Annotated in this window: 9 protein-coding genes; 5 read left to right on the top strand and 4 right to left on the bottom strand. The window is 42.9% G+C overall.

What is annotated here, in order from left to right; genetic code table 11:
* The first annotated feature begins 19 nt into the window (after positions 1-19).
* From MJ770_RS10155 to MJ770_RS10145, 3 genes are all read left to right on the top strand, one after another.
* Positions 20-556, top strand: a complete 537-nt coding sequence (locus tag MJ770_RS10155; protein ID WP_239253571.1) for a GlcG/HbpS family heme-binding protein — start codon at positions 20-22, stop codon at positions 554-556.
* Positions 556-1,653: a YncE family protein gene (locus tag MJ770_RS10150; protein ID WP_239253568.1), complete on the top strand. Its 1,098-nt coding sequence runs from the start codon at positions 556-558 to the stop codon at positions 1,651-1,653. The genes MJ770_RS10155 and MJ770_RS10150 overlap by 1 nt, the downstream gene beginning before the upstream one ends.
* A 2,073-nt stretch (positions 1,654-3,726) precedes the next feature.
* Positions 3,727-4,698 carry an MlaA family lipoprotein gene (locus MJ770_RS10145; RefSeq protein ID WP_239253566.1) on the top strand — a complete coding sequence of 324 codons (972 nt, stop codon included), beginning with the start codon at positions 3,727-3,729 and terminating at the stop codon, positions 4,696-4,698.
* A 328-nt stretch (positions 4,699-5,026) separates the two neighbouring features.
* On the opposite strand, the gene htpX is transcribed toward MJ770_RS10145, so the two are convergent.
* The gene (gene htpX, locus MJ770_RS10140; RefSeq protein ID WP_239253565.1) at positions 5,027-5,899 is read right to left on the bottom strand and encodes a protease HtpX; all 873 of its coding nucleotides are present in this window, start codon (positions 5,897-5,899) and stop codon (positions 5,027-5,029) included.
* Positions 5,900-6,253: 354 nt separating this feature from the next.
* Between htpX and MJ770_RS10135 the strand changes: the two genes are divergently transcribed.
* Positions 6,254-7,069, top strand: coding sequence for a hypothetical protein (locus MJ770_RS10135; RefSeq protein WP_239253563.1), 816 nt, complete (start codon positions 6,254-6,256; stop codon positions 7,067-7,069).
* 147 nt (positions 7,070-7,216) lie between these two features.
* Here the strand turns inward: MJ770_RS10135 and MJ770_RS10130 are convergent, their stop codons facing one another.
* Entirely contained in the window at positions 7,217-9,487 is a 2,271-nt protein-coding gene (locus MJ770_RS10130; protein ID WP_239253562.1) for a response regulator, read from the bottom strand.
* Positions 9,488-10,324: 837 nt separating this feature from the next.
* On the opposite strand from MJ770_RS10130, the gene MJ770_RS10125 reads away from it, so the two are divergent.
* Entirely contained in the window at positions 10,325-11,074 is a 750-nt protein-coding gene (locus MJ770_RS10125; protein ID WP_239253560.1) for a class I SAM-dependent methyltransferase, read from the top strand.
* Between the two features lie 316 nt (positions 11,075-11,390).
* Here the strand turns inward: MJ770_RS10125 and MJ770_RS10120 are convergent, their stop codons facing one another.
* On the bottom strand, positions 11,391-12,830 hold the full coding sequence (locus MJ770_RS10120) for a TolC family protein (protein WP_445083148.1): 1,440 nt from the start codon (positions 12,828-12,830) through the stop codon (positions 11,391-11,393).
* A complete protein-coding gene (locus MJ770_RS10115) occupies positions 12,814-15,990 on the bottom strand; it encodes an efflux RND transporter permease subunit (RefSeq protein ID WP_239253554.1) in 3,177 nt (1,058 codons plus the stop codon). Before MJ770_RS10115 ends, MJ770_RS10120 begins: the two co-directional genes overlap by 17 nt.
* Positions 15,991-16,121: the final 131 nt, after the last annotated feature.

The raw sequence follows: 16,121 nt of genomic DNA, 5'->3' as shown, positions 1-16,121 counted from the left end.
CTTCAAAAGGAAAAATAAAATGAAAACAGCTCATAAATTTGGCGTTAAAAAAAGTGTCCTGTCTTTAGCAGCCATCACTTTGTTCAGTGTATTTGGCTTCGGTCATTCTGCCTACGCAGAAGATAAACCGACCACTCCAGCTGCAACGCCTCAGCTGACTCTGGAATTGGCTCAGAAAATTGCGATGTCGACTTTACAACAATGTCGTAAGGATGGCTATGCTGTCAGTGTCGCTGTGGTCGATCGTAGCGGGTTACTTATTACACAGGTTCGCAACCCGGCTGCAGGCCCTCATACCATAGGCAGTAGCTTAGGTAAGGCGTTTACATCCGCCAGCATGGGACAACCAACAATGCGATTGGCTAACGCCATCGCAGAGAACCCCGCTCTTAACGGTTTGCGTGACATGGACTCCAGAATGGTAATTCTTGCCGGAGGCTTGCCCATTATCATTGATGGTCACCGCGTCGGTGGTATTGGCGTAGGCGGCGCACCAGGCGGAAATCTGGATGAAGCCTGCGCGACGCACGGTCTGCAACAAATCGGCGCAAAATAATGCGCGAGCAACAAGCAAAACAAATGGAGTCTGCCAGCCAGGGTTGGCTCCAGAATTTGTTGTTCGTCTTCGCCTTGAGTTGGGTTGGCATCGCACTTGCCAGCGAGAAGCCCACAACGTCCATACCTGACCTGTTACTTGTCAGCCAATTCAAGGCCCATCACTTGGCTTATGTGGATCCGCAAAAAGGTGTCATCGCGCGGGTAAAAGTAGGCCGTGCACCATACGGGGTTGCTATTAGCCAAGATGGGCATGCATATGTTGCTACCGCTGAAGGCATTGCGGTTGTTGATATCCGTTTGCGTCTGCGTACCGCATTGATACCGTATCAAAGTTCATTGACGGGCGTTCAATGGGGCGAATATCGGCAAGGTGGCATGGGCATCGCCGTTTCTTCAGACGGAAAAACGGTGGCCGTGGGCGTCAATCGCGGCAATCGCGCCGGGCAGCTGGAAATATTCTCGACGCAATCACAAACCGTTATGGCCAGTGTGCCGATAGGTATTCGACCCTTCCAGGTGTTATTCAGCAACGATAATAACGAGATTTATAGCATAGACCACGACTCGTATTCAGTGACCGCTTATAATCTGAACGACCGTTCATTACGGGTCTTTGAGGTGGCACCACTCGGCTATGGGGGATTTGCTAAACCACATTATGCTGCTATCAACGCAAAGGGAAATCTCCTGTTGCCGATACAAGGTCGCACTTTACTTCAGTTAAATCCAAAAACGGGAGAACAAACACAATCTTCTCTGTCTGCACAAACACATCAGCACGGTGTTGCATTGAGTAATGATGCGTCTACGCTGTTTGTTGTAGGTACTGGTCCCGCTGGCGGGGTTAACGGTGCAGCCGTACTGAGTCGTATTAATCTGCGCGATAGACAGGAAACACATATTCCGCTACATGATGACCATGAACAAATTGTGCTAAGCGACGATGGCAAGACAGCGTATCTAACTGGCGGGAATAGCTTTACAGAAGGCTGGAATGGTATTAGCGTCATAGATCTTACACGCAATAAGATTCAATCCATCCAAGTTGACAAGCAGCCTCTGGGAATCGCGTTATGGAAAAAACATAGCATGTAAAACGTGCGAATGTGAGGTTCTATACGAAAAAATAATGGTGCAATACCCATACACAAAAATAGTAGAAACCTTGAGTACGGCATGTTGACTTAATACTAGTACGACTGAGTTGGTACAAGTATTTCTATGTAGGTAAAGTGACTAAAGAGTCTGCGTCAATGGCCATGTTAAAGAAATAACCATTTGATATGAAAATACCATTTAATAAAATAATATATTTTCGTAAAACATGACTGTTTGCACTCACCCAACTGTAAACATGTCCTAGAGCAACTCCGAATTCATTCCGTTGTTTTGTATCACGCCTTAGGCATAGTTGCTTGTTTTTATCACAGCATACTTTATTATTGCGTTATTGCGGTCATCATAATTTTTGAATACAGTCAGAGTAAATCGACCTTGCCATTCAATGGATAGAATACACCGATTTCAAGCAGTAAGCTGGGTAAAAGTACCGTTTACCTATAAGTATGAGCGCAGGTTGCAGCCTGTCACATAAAAAAACGTTACTCTACATCTAGCTCTAATCAGATATAAACTCACTTCAAATGGCACTTGACAAGTGAGTTAAAAAGGCGGCCGTTTCTAGTGTAAATTGCTCATTAAGTTTCAAAAGCAATTGCTACTCATTGGTTAGGCATTCTTGTTTGTTTCGACTTCGACGGCTTATCAATTGGCTCCTTATCAATATCAATAACAAATAAAAATCTTAAACAAAATATACCTATGAATTTAGTGGTACTGGATTCAGCAAACTAAAAAATAATAGCGCTGCACGAGACCAAACATGCATTAACAGACTAAGCCAATAAGTACGTATTTTCAGGGTGGGCCTGATGTAATCCAATGCATAAAATCCATCATCTGGGAAAACAGCATTTTTTCAGTATTTATGGCAGCCTCTACGAGGAAAACCGTAAACCTCCAGAACCATCTGTGCTGCTTCAATCAACCTCACCCTCCGTCACCCGGAATCCAGCGTCCTTCGTGACTTTCAGCAGATTGCTCTCTCGTTTGACCGGCCAGTTAATGATATAAAATTAAATATTCATGCTGCTTAACTCCTTTAAACTACACAATTGCCAGTCGGCTTAAAGCAACAAAAATTAGGTCTATAAGTCATTATTATAGAAGGGATCAATAACCATGTTTAAATCATTTCTGCCATATTTTATTCTATGTTCAATAATTGCCATCAATCTCAGCGCACTCTCTGTAGTTCTGCAAATGGGTTTAATCGACACTTCGACCACTACTAAAAGCATTTCATGGTTACTAACGATTTGCGCATGGTTATTAGCATACGTTTGTCGAAACCGGTAGTCTTGAGCTGAAAATGACTAAGATACTTCTTAGCACTCCATCTTGTAATGGTTTCCTACTATTCGCTGCCACCCAACGCAACCAGCATTTACATAACCAGCGTCAGTTGATGGTGAATTGAAGTGACAGCTCGACAAGAAGTATAAGTAACTCAGTCTGTATTTCTGTATCCCAATATACTATTTACAACATCACTTCACGATTAGGAGCAACAACTGCACTTTAGCAAATTTTATTCAAAATATTTTATTTTTTTAGCTAAAGCTAATGATTTTATAAAGTTTTTTAATACTCCCACATAATCCATGGCTAAACTTTGTGAACGATTTCAATAAATTTATTGCTAACCGCTAATAGCATATGCAATTTAGTCTGGCCGCTCAATTTACAGCTGCCATTTATTGACATAAAAACAGTTTGTTAAAGTTTAAATTTAAACAAATTCTATAGCCATACTAATGATTGGGTATATTTACAACTTGTAAATAGGCAACCTAATGTCAAACACATTTGTTAATATTTATATAAATTCATGCATTATCCCAATTAACCTCCGCGAAAAACGCGGTAAAAAGGTATAATTACCGTTAATTTAGTCTAACATTTAGGGTAAGAGCAGATAAACTTCTGAAATTTTATGTAGATAGCGATGATAGTACACCCAAAATGGCATGATGCTCATGAGCAACATCTATAACATTTGCGTCTATTGGCATTAAATTATAATCGAAATGAATAAACTTGCTCTCAATGAACTTCATGCCATCAATTAGAATATATTTATTACTTGTCAGCCTAATCCTCGGTGGCTGTGCTTCTACTCAGGGAGAGATAAATTCACGAGATCCACTGGAGCCTTATAACCGGGGAATGTATAAATTTAATGATGCGTTGGACAAAGCTATATTAAAACCGGTAGCAAAAGGCTACAACACCGTGATGCCGGAACCTGGGAAAATCATGGTGACAAATTTTTTCTCAAATCTGAATGACATCGTTGTCACTATTAACGATTTATTACAATTAAAATTTGCTCAAGCTGCATCCGATGGCACACGCGTTTTATTCAATTCAACGTTTGGTATTTTTGGCCTGCTGAACATTACCGATCGACTTGAGAAACACAACGAAGACTTCGGTCAAACTTTGGGTTACTGGGGTGTTAGCAGTGGGCCTTATGTCGTCCTACCATTTTTTGGCCCCAGTAATTTTCGCGACAGCGTAGGTTTGCTTGGAGATAGTTACGTCTGGCCTATTCGCCAAGTATCAAATATTCCTACACGCAATACATTATATGGAATACGGACGATCGATCTCCGATCTGGGCTACTCGATCAGGAATCAATATTGGAAGAAGCCGCAATTGACCGTTATGCTTTTATCCGTGACGGTTATATGCAACATCGTAAAAGCTTAGTATTTGACGGTGATCCGCCACGTGAAAAATTCAATGATGAATTCGATGACGAATTCGATGAAGAGTATTATGAAGATGAAAATAGCGATATAACGGATAAAAATCTGATCGAAAATTCACCTCCAGTAACTGCTAGCACATCTGATACACAGAATAGCATGGAACAATTAACACAAGAAACATCGAGTAATTCTTCGTCAAGTGTGCCGCCGACAGAAATAGAGGTTCCATCTGAACCAGCTTTTAACCCTTATAGAATGGAACAACTAGTACCGCCAAACGTAGAAAATTCCTTGCAAAATTAGATTTAGTAACTCAGGTTTTGATCCGTCTTCAATCTTATTCTCCTTATTCCAAGCAATATAAACTACCGCATTTTAACTGTACCTTGTTCTGTGTCTGCAATAGCAAAGGTTGTTAGAGCACCTTTAAAAATCCAATCTACGTTACGATACCGCGTTACTCGTAAAAAATTATCACTTACATATCCAATATATGCAGCGTTCAATTTTTTATACGTACGTTGCCTTGCAACGAGGTAAGCTGAGAAGTGGCTGCTCTCAAAATTTAATTTTTAAAGGCACCCCATCAGTCGGTACCTGCGGCAATCCAAAAAGAGTCACTGTTCACTTATCATCCTGCGCGTAATGTCTTAATACGCTCATCAAGTGAGGGGTGGGTACTGAATAACTTTGCAAAACCACCTCCACCCGCGATACCAAATGCTGCCATTTGCTTAGGTAGGGTCGCCTGTTCGTGATTGACTTTCAGCTTCTCCAAAGCAGCGATCATTTTATTGCGCCCAGCCAAGTTTGCTCCGCCTGCATCGGCACGAAATTCACGCTGGCGCGAAAACCACATAACGATAATACTGGCAAGGATGCCCAGCACCATTTGTGCAATGATGCTAGTAATCCAGTAAGCTGGACCGTATCCACGTTCAGTCTTGAACACTAACCGATCTACGAAATGGCCAATGATTCTGGAGAAAAAGATTACAAAAGTATTGACTACGCCTTGCATAAGCGCAAGCGTTATCATATCGCCGTTTGCAACGTGACTGATCTCGTGAGCTAACACAGCTTCTACCTCATCCCGGCTCATGTTATGAAGCAGTCCGGCACTCACTGCCACTAGTGCATTGTTGCGGTTCCAACCGGTAGCAAAAGCATTTACGTCTGGCGCTTCATATATGGCTACTTCAGGCATGCCAATTCCCGCAGTTTGAGCCTGTTTGCTCACGGTTTCTATCAACCAGCGCTCAATAGGATCTACCGGATTAGTAATAATTTGTGCACCAACCATCCGTTTAGCCGACCATTTGGACATAAACAACGAGATTATTGAACCAGCAAATCCCATCACCACCGACATGATCAACAGAGCGTTGAAATTAATGCCACCGCTTTCATTCAGCATTTTATCTACACCAAGCAAACGTAAAGTAAAGCTGATGACGACAAGTACGGCCAAATTGGTCAGGACAAACAGAAATACTCTTTTCATATGTATGCCTCTCTTAAACTATAGATATGGGATGCAATTTATTGTTTTTTCATATCGTGGCATATAATGTTGGACATGTCATAGCTATCTGTAGAATTTTCCAACCATTTGATTATCAATTATTTATCATTGATCACAGAAACATCCAGCCTTACGACTTATAAATATTGGTGAATTTATAGATAAAACTCAACTGCTAATTACGACATGGCCCTAATATTGGGAATAATGGCTAGTATTTCAAGAGTTGCACACCGACGTAAATTTGTATTATAAATAAACATAGCCACACAATAATAAATTCCAATAGGAGAATAAAATGGCATCAACAATTAATAGAACTGTGCGTATAAAATGCAAGAACTACTAAACAATCCAGCCGTACAGGGCGGCCTCGCTCCCTTCGTTATCGCGCTGATAGTGGCAGAGCTATTGCTACGCTTACGCTTAAGCGGTTTAGCTGTTGTTGCCGGGTTTGCTGTTACTGTTTTCTTGGTGAGTGATTTTTCCATAGAACCCCTCACCTCTTCGCGCAAAATAGTGTTGCTGGGCTTACTCTCTGCATTGCTTGCTTTAACACTAACACGGTTCAATTGGCGCCCGTTACGATGGATACTCGCTATAGCGGGCAGTATTGCGACAGTATGGATGGCGTTACGCATCTTGCAACAGCAGGAAATGACGCAAATGGTGATTTGGGGCGGTGGTTGTGCTCTGTATGTCGGCTGGCTGATATACTGGATGGATACATTGCATGAATCGCCAGTACGAGCAGGAAGTGCAGGTATGGCATTGGGGCTGGGCACTGGGGGGGCTGCATTGTTTGGTGCTTCTGCCCTGCTCGGCCAGTTCGGTTTAGCTTTGGGTGCGGCAGCAAGCGCTTACTTGCTGCTACTAGTTTTATCTAATACTCGGTTGCCATGCGGGCGCAACTTTACCCTGCCATTGTCACTCATCGCTGGAATGACTGGCTGCCTCGCAGTACTGTCAGCGCAGTTGCCATGGTATGCCTTAGCTTTACTGGCCGTAATTCCACTGGCTGCCAAAATTTCGCTCCCCGAAAAAATGGGGCTATGGATGCAAGCGCTATTACTTACTATGGCTGCCTTGACCTGCGCGGCAGGTGCTATATATTTAACTTGGTTTGTGGCAGGTGCACCACCTTTTTAATCTGAATAAATCGAGTACTGATCGCTCCCCCACCGTAAGCCTGAATAATCGCAACAACGATTAATGGTGATTAGCGAAAAGAACAGCATCAAAATGATGCTAAAGGCGACAGGTATTCCCGTCGAATAGATTTTCAGTAAGCCAAAGCTATTCGCTATTCAATTTTATCCATTTAGCTATAGTTTTGAACATAACGTCAGGTTCAAATGGTTTTGCAATATGGTCATTCATTCCCACAGCCAATACTTTTTCTCTCTCACCCTTCATTGCATTTGCAGTCATAGCAACAACGGGTAAATCGTTGAATTTTTTATGATGACGTATTTTTAAAGTCGTTTCATAACCGTCCATAACCGGCATTTGACAATCCATCAATACACAATCAAATAATTGTCTATCCAATATTTCCAGTGCTTCTTCCCCATTGCAGGCGGTTTCAATAATCGCTCCTTTTTCCATAAGAAGCACTTTGGCCAACTCGCGATTGATTGCATTGTCATCTACCAGTAGCAATTTAGCACCACGCAAACGATTGGCAATCGTAAAGGCATTTGCCTCATCATCGATATAAACGCTTTCTCGGACGGGAGCATCCCCAATACATTTTTTCAGATGAACCGTAAAATGGAATGTGCTACCAATATTTGCTTCACTATCAGCCCAAATTTCCCCTCCCATTTCCTCAGTAATTTTTTTTGATATCGCTAAGCCAAGACCAGTGCCACCATATAGCCTGGTGGTTGAATTGTCCGCCTGACTGAATGGTTGGAATAATTTTTGTTGCTGTTCTCCAGTTAGACCAATACCAGAATCACTGACAGAAAAGTGCAGGACAATACTGCTTTCAATATCATCTTTTAATGCGATGTTAACTAATACTCTTTCCCCAGGCTTACTGAATTTTACGGCGTTGATTACCAGATTAGTCAAAACTTGGCTAACTCTGAACGAATCGCCTCTAATGTTCAGGGGAACGTCCTGGTTAACTTCTGCTTCAATCTGAATTGCATTTTTTTGAGCCTCTAACTTAACTATATTAATGACATTATCTATGACATCGTTTATTTGAAAATCGGCTTCTTCGAAATCCAGTTTGCCAGCTTCAATTTTTGAAAAATCTAATATATTATTGATGATACCCAATAAATTTTTTGCAGATTGGTTGGCTTTGCTTACATAATTTTCCTGCGTTTTAGTAAGATCAGCTTCCAATGCCAAATGAGTCATGCCAATGATAGCATTCATAGGTGTGCGAATTTCATGAGACATATTGGCAAGAAACAATCCTTTAGCCTGATTGGCGTTTTCTGCTTCCCTCTTAGCTTCTTCAAGCTCCAGCGTTCGCGTAGCAACAAGTTCTTCAAGATTTTTTCTGTAATGATTAAGTTCTTTTTCCGATAGCACCCGTTCCATAATGATACCGGCAAGCCTTGCTGCGGATTCAAGATCAACTAACTCTTTTTGATTGGGCAATGCAATATGGTTGTAATACATGCCAAATGCGCCCAATACTGTGCCTGAGGAATTTTTTATTGGCTCAGACCAGCAGCAACGCATTCCGTGCGGGAGAGCCAAGTGTTTGATTTTTTCCCACTTTTGGTCCATTTCAATATTTTCAACAAGTACGCGCTTGCCAGTAAACGTTGACGTTCCGCACGATCCAACATTGGAGCCATATTCCAAACCGTTTAATGCATCACAATAAACCTTGGGTAGACTTGGCGCGCCGCCGTGCATAAGCTTATTACCATGCAATTCAAGCATTGAGCAGCGCAAACCTGAATGTCGTTCTTCATACATTAACGCTATGGCGTCATAGATATTCGATGCCGGTCGACCTGTCGCAATCATCTCGAGAATATTGGTATGTTTTTCGTCGAACGACTCTGCTTTTTTTCGTTCGGATAAATCGAAATGTGTCCCAACTAGATGAGCTGGTTTCTGATCGGAGTCATGACGCACCACAAAAGCTCGAGATAAAACATAAACCTCATGACCAAGCTTATGGTTCATGCGCATTTCAACTTCAAATGAATCAGTCCTACCTGTAATATAATTATGAACTTTATCGAGTACCCACTCCCTGTCATCTAAAGAAACCAATGCTGCCCATGTATCTAAAGTATCCTCAAGTTCACTTTCTCCATAGCCCAGCATACTTTTCCATAGAGGTGAGTAGTAAACTTCATCTGTGTCAAGATTCCAATCCCACAAGCCGACATTAGCACCACGCATTGCCAATAGTAACCGTTGCTCACTTATATACAGCGCTTGTGAACGCTGCATATTTTGTGCCTCTATTTTATTGTAGGTAAGCCTGAGGTTTTCTTCAGCCTGCACTTGTGTGGCAAGTTCCTCGTGTAACTGGCGAATTTCTTGCTGCAACTGGGCGATAATTTCGGTTTGATCACTCATCATCACATCACTAAATCGATTAAATTAATCATAAATATTTGTCTCAATAAACACGGGTGTCTAAAACCTCAATCAGTCAGTTAAGAAATACTCTTATCAACAAGCATTGCATTTGCAGGTTTTCATCAAGATTAGCTACCAAGCCCCGCCTGTTTATGAACGAGTCTATCAATAAATCTCGTTTTTTTGTGTACCATATTTTTAATAACTAGATGAGAGTCGGATGATTCTAAGCACGCTGCGGAAAAGGGTGATTTAGACATGAAAGAGAGCGTCAAAATCATCTCCAGCGATGTTGCGGCTGAAGTCTTTTCAGATCGGATACCCGATGACAGGGTAGGCAACGATCCCGGCCCAATCTGGAAATATCCACATTGATTAATTCACCGGTTATCGCCAACAGCTTATCCATCGGAACCAGAAGCAAGTGGCGTAGATCGACGACGCGCAATCCCTGAATCGATATCAGCGTTGTATTGAGTATATGCGCTCGAAAGAACGATCGTGATAGTTTTCACGCATTTCTACCTGTGAGGTGATGTTGTACAAGCAGGCCAACATCGTGACATTATCAGTTGAGCTATTGATTTCAGACCGCGTTCGAGGGAAGGCAGGCGCATCTGTAGTTTTGACTGAAGACTTTATCTCACTTCTTGAATGACTCAGTATTGACTCGCATCAACTAAAGGGGGCTAAACAGTGGCTAATTACGTGCGAAGAAAATACCACACAAAAGGCGGCTTTATTCCATTCAATCGAACCGCTCTAAGCTGTTTCCAGCATCAGTTAATTCCTATATGCTTGCACTTTACATTTTAAATTGAACTACAGGGAACTCTTATGAAATATTTTCTTAGTGCTTTATTAATAGTTTCTTCCGGTTTGGCGTTTGCTAACGATTTTGACGCAGTTGAGGCCAAGTTGAAAGCAGCGATGGCTGCGGAAGTCAGAACTGACGCTGAAAAAGAGCGTGATCGTAACCGTCGTCCGATCGATACACTTAAGTTTTTCGGTCTCAGGGATGATATGAAGATTGTTGAGTTAATTCCTGGTGGGGGCTGGTACACCAAGTTGTTGGCACCCGTTGTTCAGGAAAAAGGTAAATATTATGCTGCGTTAGGCACAGAACGTATTTCGAAGTCCGTCTTAACTGAGCCTGGATTTAAGGACGCACAGATTGTCTCCACAGAATCAAAGATGTATAAACCGGAAGGCGCCCGCCGTTATACTCTCAAGACCAATGGTCTAGGTGTGACCGATGTGGACATGGTGTTGACATTTCGTAATTATCACAATTTCGATTTAGCAGGTCGTACGGCAATGAACAAAGCTTCATTTGATGCCTTAAGATCAGGTGGAATTTACGCCGTCGTTGACCACTCACGCCGCCACATGGAAGGCGATACGCCTGAAAATGGTCGTCGAGTTGATCCAGTATCAGCCATTCATGAAATTGAAGCTGCCGGGTTCAAATTTGTAGACTTTTCAGACCTGCACTACCGGGCTGATGATGAACTTCGTTATGAGGTAGGTCGTAAAACTGTAACCGGCAACACTGACCGCTGGACCTTGAAATTCATCAAGCCGTGACATCGGGAAGGCTCACTTGAACAAAACGAATGTCATCCCCGCGAGAGCGGGGATTTTTTATGGAACAACTCTCAATTCAAATTCCTGGCAAGACCATGTACTAGTCAAAATTTAAGCTCAGCATATAGTTGATATGCAGATAATAATATTAGAATCACACCGTATTGTGACCAAGATTTGAATTTGAGATCAACTAATGCTGTTGTGATGTGCAAACAATGAATATTACTAACCTATAGCTGTAAAATTCACCGCCGTTATAGTTCAAAATCATGTACTTTTTTCTTGAGCCACTCCTTCAATTCATCCAGCGCAATTACTGCCAACCTCCACCAAGTGATTTATAAAGATCCACCATTGCGTCAATTTGCTTTTGTTTTGTTTCAATTAAATCTTTTTTGGCATCTAAGGTATCCCTTTGTGCCAACAGAACATCCAGGTAGTCTGCACGGGCAGATTTGAATAGCTGGTTAGCGACATCAATTGATTGGACGAGCGCTTCCACTTGGCTAGTCTTAAGCTGATAGTTTTTGTCGAGATTATCGATGTTTGAAATTTGGTTAGCTACTTCAGTATAAGCTCTGATAATTCTTTGCTCATACTCATAGGCCGCCTGAATTTGCTTGGCATTGGCATTTTTATATTCCGCTTTGATGGCATTCTTATTGACTAGTGGTGCCACTAGCTCACCGGCGATTGTGACCGCCAATGACTCTGGGGTATTGATCAGATACTTAAGTGCGAAAGCATCAAAACCTACTCCGGCGTTTATGCTAAAGGAGGGATAGAAATTTGCCCTAGCCACATTTATATTTAATGCCGCTGCTGCAAGTTCAAGCTCTGCTTGCCTGATATCAGGCCTGTTTTGTAGCAATTGTGACGGGATACCTGTCTTAAGCATTTTGGGTTTAAAATCCATAAAACTACTAGAAGCACGCTGTATTGGCTGCGGCGTCCTCCCTAACAAAAAATTTATCCGATTTTCAACGACAGTAATATGCTGCTTCAATTCGTATAGTTTGCTTTTATTTTTTGCCACTTCCGCTTCATAGCGTCTAACGGCTAGTGTACTTGTTCTTCCGTACAGCTGTAGTTGCTTGACCATCTCCAAGCCATTTTGCTGGATACTAATATTTTGCTCTAAATTATTAAGCTGGTTGTCCAAGGCAAGCAGTTCATAGTAAGAGTGGGCAACTTCGGCGACCAAATTTGTCACTAAAAAATTTTTACCTTCTTTGGATGCCATATACTCGAGCACTGCGACTTTTTTTGCATTCCTCAACTTTTTCCATATATCGATCTCCCAGGTTGAAAATAGCCCAAAGCGAAAATCACCCACGTACCTAGGGAAGTCTCGACCTTCAGCTACTGGCAGATTTTCTTCAACAGCTCCACTGCGTGTAAACTGGCCGACTTTGTCTCTACCTGCACCTGCACCAATATTTACAAATGGCAAATATTCGCCTCTACGCGCTTGAATTTCATTCTGTGCAACGCTGATGCGCTGCATCATGATATTAATTTCTTTATTGTTAACAACAGCTATATCTAGCAAATTTAATAAGTCTGGGTCACCAAAAAAATCTTTCCATTTAATATTCGCCGTATTAGCCTGATCCGAAACGCCCTCTTTAAAAACAGCAGGAAGCTGTGTATCTTCTTTTTTGATGAGCAAATCAGGCGTACCACAAGCTTGCAACATCAACCCCAACACGCCTAAACTCATATGCTTAAATGTTTTATTTTTCATTGTCATTTGGGCCGTAGTGATATGTTTCGGTTAAAGGATCAAGGTCTTCATGTTGAATTAAATTTTTACCTTCTATCAATTTGGCAAAAATATAATAAAGCCCAGGAATAATAATTACACCAAACACGGTACCGAAAAGCATCCCACCCAGCGCTGAGGTACCAATCGTCCTGTTGCCGACTGCTCCCGCTCCCGTTGCCATCGCTAAGGGTATCAACCCGGCTATAAAGGCAAATGAAGTCATTAAAATCGGCCGAAAACGCGCTTGTGCACCTGCAATTGTCGCCTCTAGAACCGTCATGCCCTGGGTTTGCTTTTGGGTTGCAAATTCAACAATCAATACCGCATTTTTGCCGAGCAAGCCAATTAACATCACCATTCCCAATTGGGAATAGACATCATTGGCAAGTCCCAATCCTTTTAACAATAAGAAAGCACCGAAAATACCAGGGGGTAGAGAACAAAGCACGACCAATGGCAATACAAAACTTTCGTATTGTGCAGCTAACACCAGATAGACAAACAGGATAACGACCACAAAGATCAGCAGTGCTTCATTACCCCGGAGGGCTTCGTCAAAAGTCAAACCTTCCCAGGCAACTTCAAAACCGTGAGGCAATGTGGATTTCGCAACCTCTTCGATTGCATTGATGGCCGCGCCGGTGGTATAGCCGTGTCCAGGTTCGGCACGGATCGCAGCAGAGTTATAGAGGTTATAACGCGTGATCTCGTTGGGCCCCTGCCTTTTCTCCATAGTCATGAAGGCGGAGTAAGGCACCATCTCGTCTTTATCATTTTTAATAAAGTATTTCAAAACATCCTCAGGGGAACGTCGGAATTCCGGCAAGGCCTGGGCGTAGACTTTGAAAAAGTTATTGAAGCGAATAAAGCCCTGTTCATAGGTGCTGCCGATCATGATGTCCAGGTGAGTCATCGCTTTTTCGATGGAAATCCCTTTTTGCATAGCAAGATTATTGTCGATAATCAGCTCATATTGCGGATAATTGGCCGCATAAAAGGTAAACAAGCCGGTCAGTTCCTTACGTTTACGCAACCCATCCATAAAGGTTTGGTTAATTTTATCGAACTCGAAATAATCAGTGTCTAATGTCTTGTCCAATACGCGAAACGCCAAACCCGATGCCGCACCGTATCCCGGCACTGCCGGAGGTTGGAAAAACTCGATGATCGCGCCCAGATCATGGGCTTTTGCTTCCAACTCGTGGATAACCTCTAATACCGAATGCTTACGTTCCGACCAATCTTTCAAGTTGATAATAACGGTCCCTGCATTAGATCCGCGACCTTCGGTGAGTATTTCGTAGCCGGCTAAGGAAGAAATCGATTTCACGCCTTCGATTTTTGCCGCTATCAGCTCCAGTTGCCGTGCCACTCTGTTGGTCACTTCGATAGTTGATCCGGGCGGTGTTTGGATAATCGCATAAATCATGCCTTGGTCTTCGCCGGGAATAAATCCGGTGGGCAAAGTTTTATCGAGCGCAAAAATGCCGAAGCCAAACCCTGCCAATACCAAAACCGTGACCACGCGCCGAGTGACAATGACATTCAGCAATTTGACGTAACGCCCGGTGATTTTTTCGAAAATCGAGTTAAAGCCATCGAGGAAAAGACTGATCGGGGTTTTCCTTTTCGGCTGGCCGTGGGTGTTTTTAAGTAGCATGGCACACAGCACCGGGGTGAGCGATAAAGCCACAACTGCTGAAATAGCGATCGACGACGACATAGCGATAGCAAATTGTCTATAAAACACCCCGACCGGTCCGGGCATAAACGCGATAGGAATAAACACCGACACCATGACCAGCGTTATCGCGACAATCGCCCCACCAATTTCTCCCAATACTTGACGGGAGGCTACATATGGGGTGCAATTTTCAGCTGCCATTTTTGCATGCACAGCCTCTACCACCACAATGGCATCATCGACCACAATACCGATAGCCAACACTAAGGCAAATAAGGTGATGAGGTTGATGGAAAGACCGAACGCAGACATAACGGCGAATGCCCCTACCAGCGAAACTGGTACCGCGAGAACGGGGATCAAGGTAGAACGCCAGTCGCCAAGGAAAATAAAGACCACCAGGGAGACCAGAATGAAGGCTTCGACCAAGGTGTGCAGCACTTGTTCGATGGATGCATCAACGAAACGCGACACATCATAATTAATTTCGTATTCCATGCCCTCCGGGAAGGATTTTTTTAATTCTTCCAGTTTTTGCTTCACATTTTCTATGACCACTTGTGCGTTAGTGCCGTAGTTTTGCTTAAGCACGATGGACGCCGAAGGTAACCCGTCTTTATCAGAGAAAATATTATAAAACTCGCTGTTTAGATTGACCGTGGCAACATCTTTAATGCGCAGAATCTCGCCATTCGGGGTAGAACGGATGATAATGTCCTCATATTCTTCAGGCTTTGTTAAACGTCCTTTATAAACAAGTACATACTCTTTAGACTGGGCGGACATGCCGGTACTTTGGCCCAGTCGACCAGGACGTCCGATAATGCTTTGATTCGCGAGTGCCTCCATCACCTCTTCTGACGAGATGCTATAGGCCCGCATCCGTTCTGGGTTCAGCCAAACTCGCATCGCGTATTGACGGGCGCCCAAAATACTCGCTTGGGCAATTCCAGTGATGCGCTGAATTTCCGGAATAACATTGACATAGGCATAATTAAATAAAAGCTTCTGATCGGCGTTTTTATCTTTGCTGAAGATGTTGACATACATGAGCATGCTTGGCTGCACGAAGTTCACGATCACGCCTTCCAACTGCACCAGTATGGGCAGTCTGCTCATCATCTGATCCACGCGCGTTTTCACGTTAACCATCGCGATATTGGGATCAACGCCTAAATTGAAATACACTTGAATGGTCGCTTCGCCGGCGCTGGTTGCATCTGAAGTGATGTATCTCATGCCTGGCACGCCATTGATAGCGCGTTCTAACATAATCAGGGATGATTTCACCAGTACATCGGCACTGGAACCGGGAAACGATATCGAAACTGTGACACGCGGCGGCGCAATATCTGGAAATTGTGAAATGGGCAATGTTTTCATTGCCAAAAGACCCATAAACAGGAACATCAGCGATAATACGATCGCCATCACAGGTCTTTTGAGAAAGATATTAAACATGATTTACCCCTTAACTAAACGGTCACAATGTATACAATTCCAACTCTGGGCAAACTTTTTCGGGTGGCCTTAAATGGAAATTTACCTTGTCACCATGACAGCTTGACGAATCCCGTCGAGCAAAACCCTGT

The organism is Candidatus Nitrotoga sp. M5 (assembly GCF_927904885.1).
GTDB lineage: Bacteria > Pseudomonadota > Gammaproteobacteria > Burkholderiales > Gallionellaceae > Nitrotoga.
The sequence above is the reverse complement of the archived record's forward strand: the minus strand, read 5'-3'. Positions and strand labels throughout refer to the sequence as shown.

Coding starts and splice junctions, on each gene's coding strand:
- MJ770_RS10155 (WP_239253571.1), top strand. CDS start 20: ATGAAAACAGCTCATAAATTTGGCGTTAAAAAAAGTGTCCTGTCTTTA.
- MJ770_RS10150 (WP_239253568.1), top strand. CDS start 556: ATGCGCGAGCAACAAGCAAAACAAATGGAGTCTGCCAGCCAGGGTTGG.
- MJ770_RS10145 (WP_239253566.1), top strand. CDS start 3,727: ATGAACTTCATGCCATCAATTAGAATATATTTATTACTTGTCAGCCTA.
- htpX (WP_239253565.1), bottom strand. CDS start 5,899: ATGAAAAGAGTATTTCTGTTTGTCCTGACCAATTTGGCCGTACTTGTC.
- MJ770_RS10135 (WP_239253563.1), top strand. CDS start 6,254: ATGCAAGAACTACTAAACAATCCAGCCGTACAGGGCGGCCTCGCTCCC.
- MJ770_RS10130 (WP_239253562.1), bottom strand. CDS start 9,487: ATGATGAGTGATCAAACCGAAATTATCGCCCAGTTGCAGCAAGAAATT.
- MJ770_RS10125 (WP_239253560.1), top strand. CDS start 10,325: ATGAAATATTTTCTTAGTGCTTTATTAATAGTTTCTTCCGGTTTGGCG.
- MJ770_RS10120 (WP_445083148.1), bottom strand. CDS start 12,830: ATGACAATGAAAAATAAAACATTTAAGCATATGAGTTTAGGCGTGTTG.
- MJ770_RS10115 (WP_239253554.1), bottom strand. CDS start 15,990: ATGTTTAATATCTTTCTCAAAAGACCTGTGATGGCGATCGTATTATCG.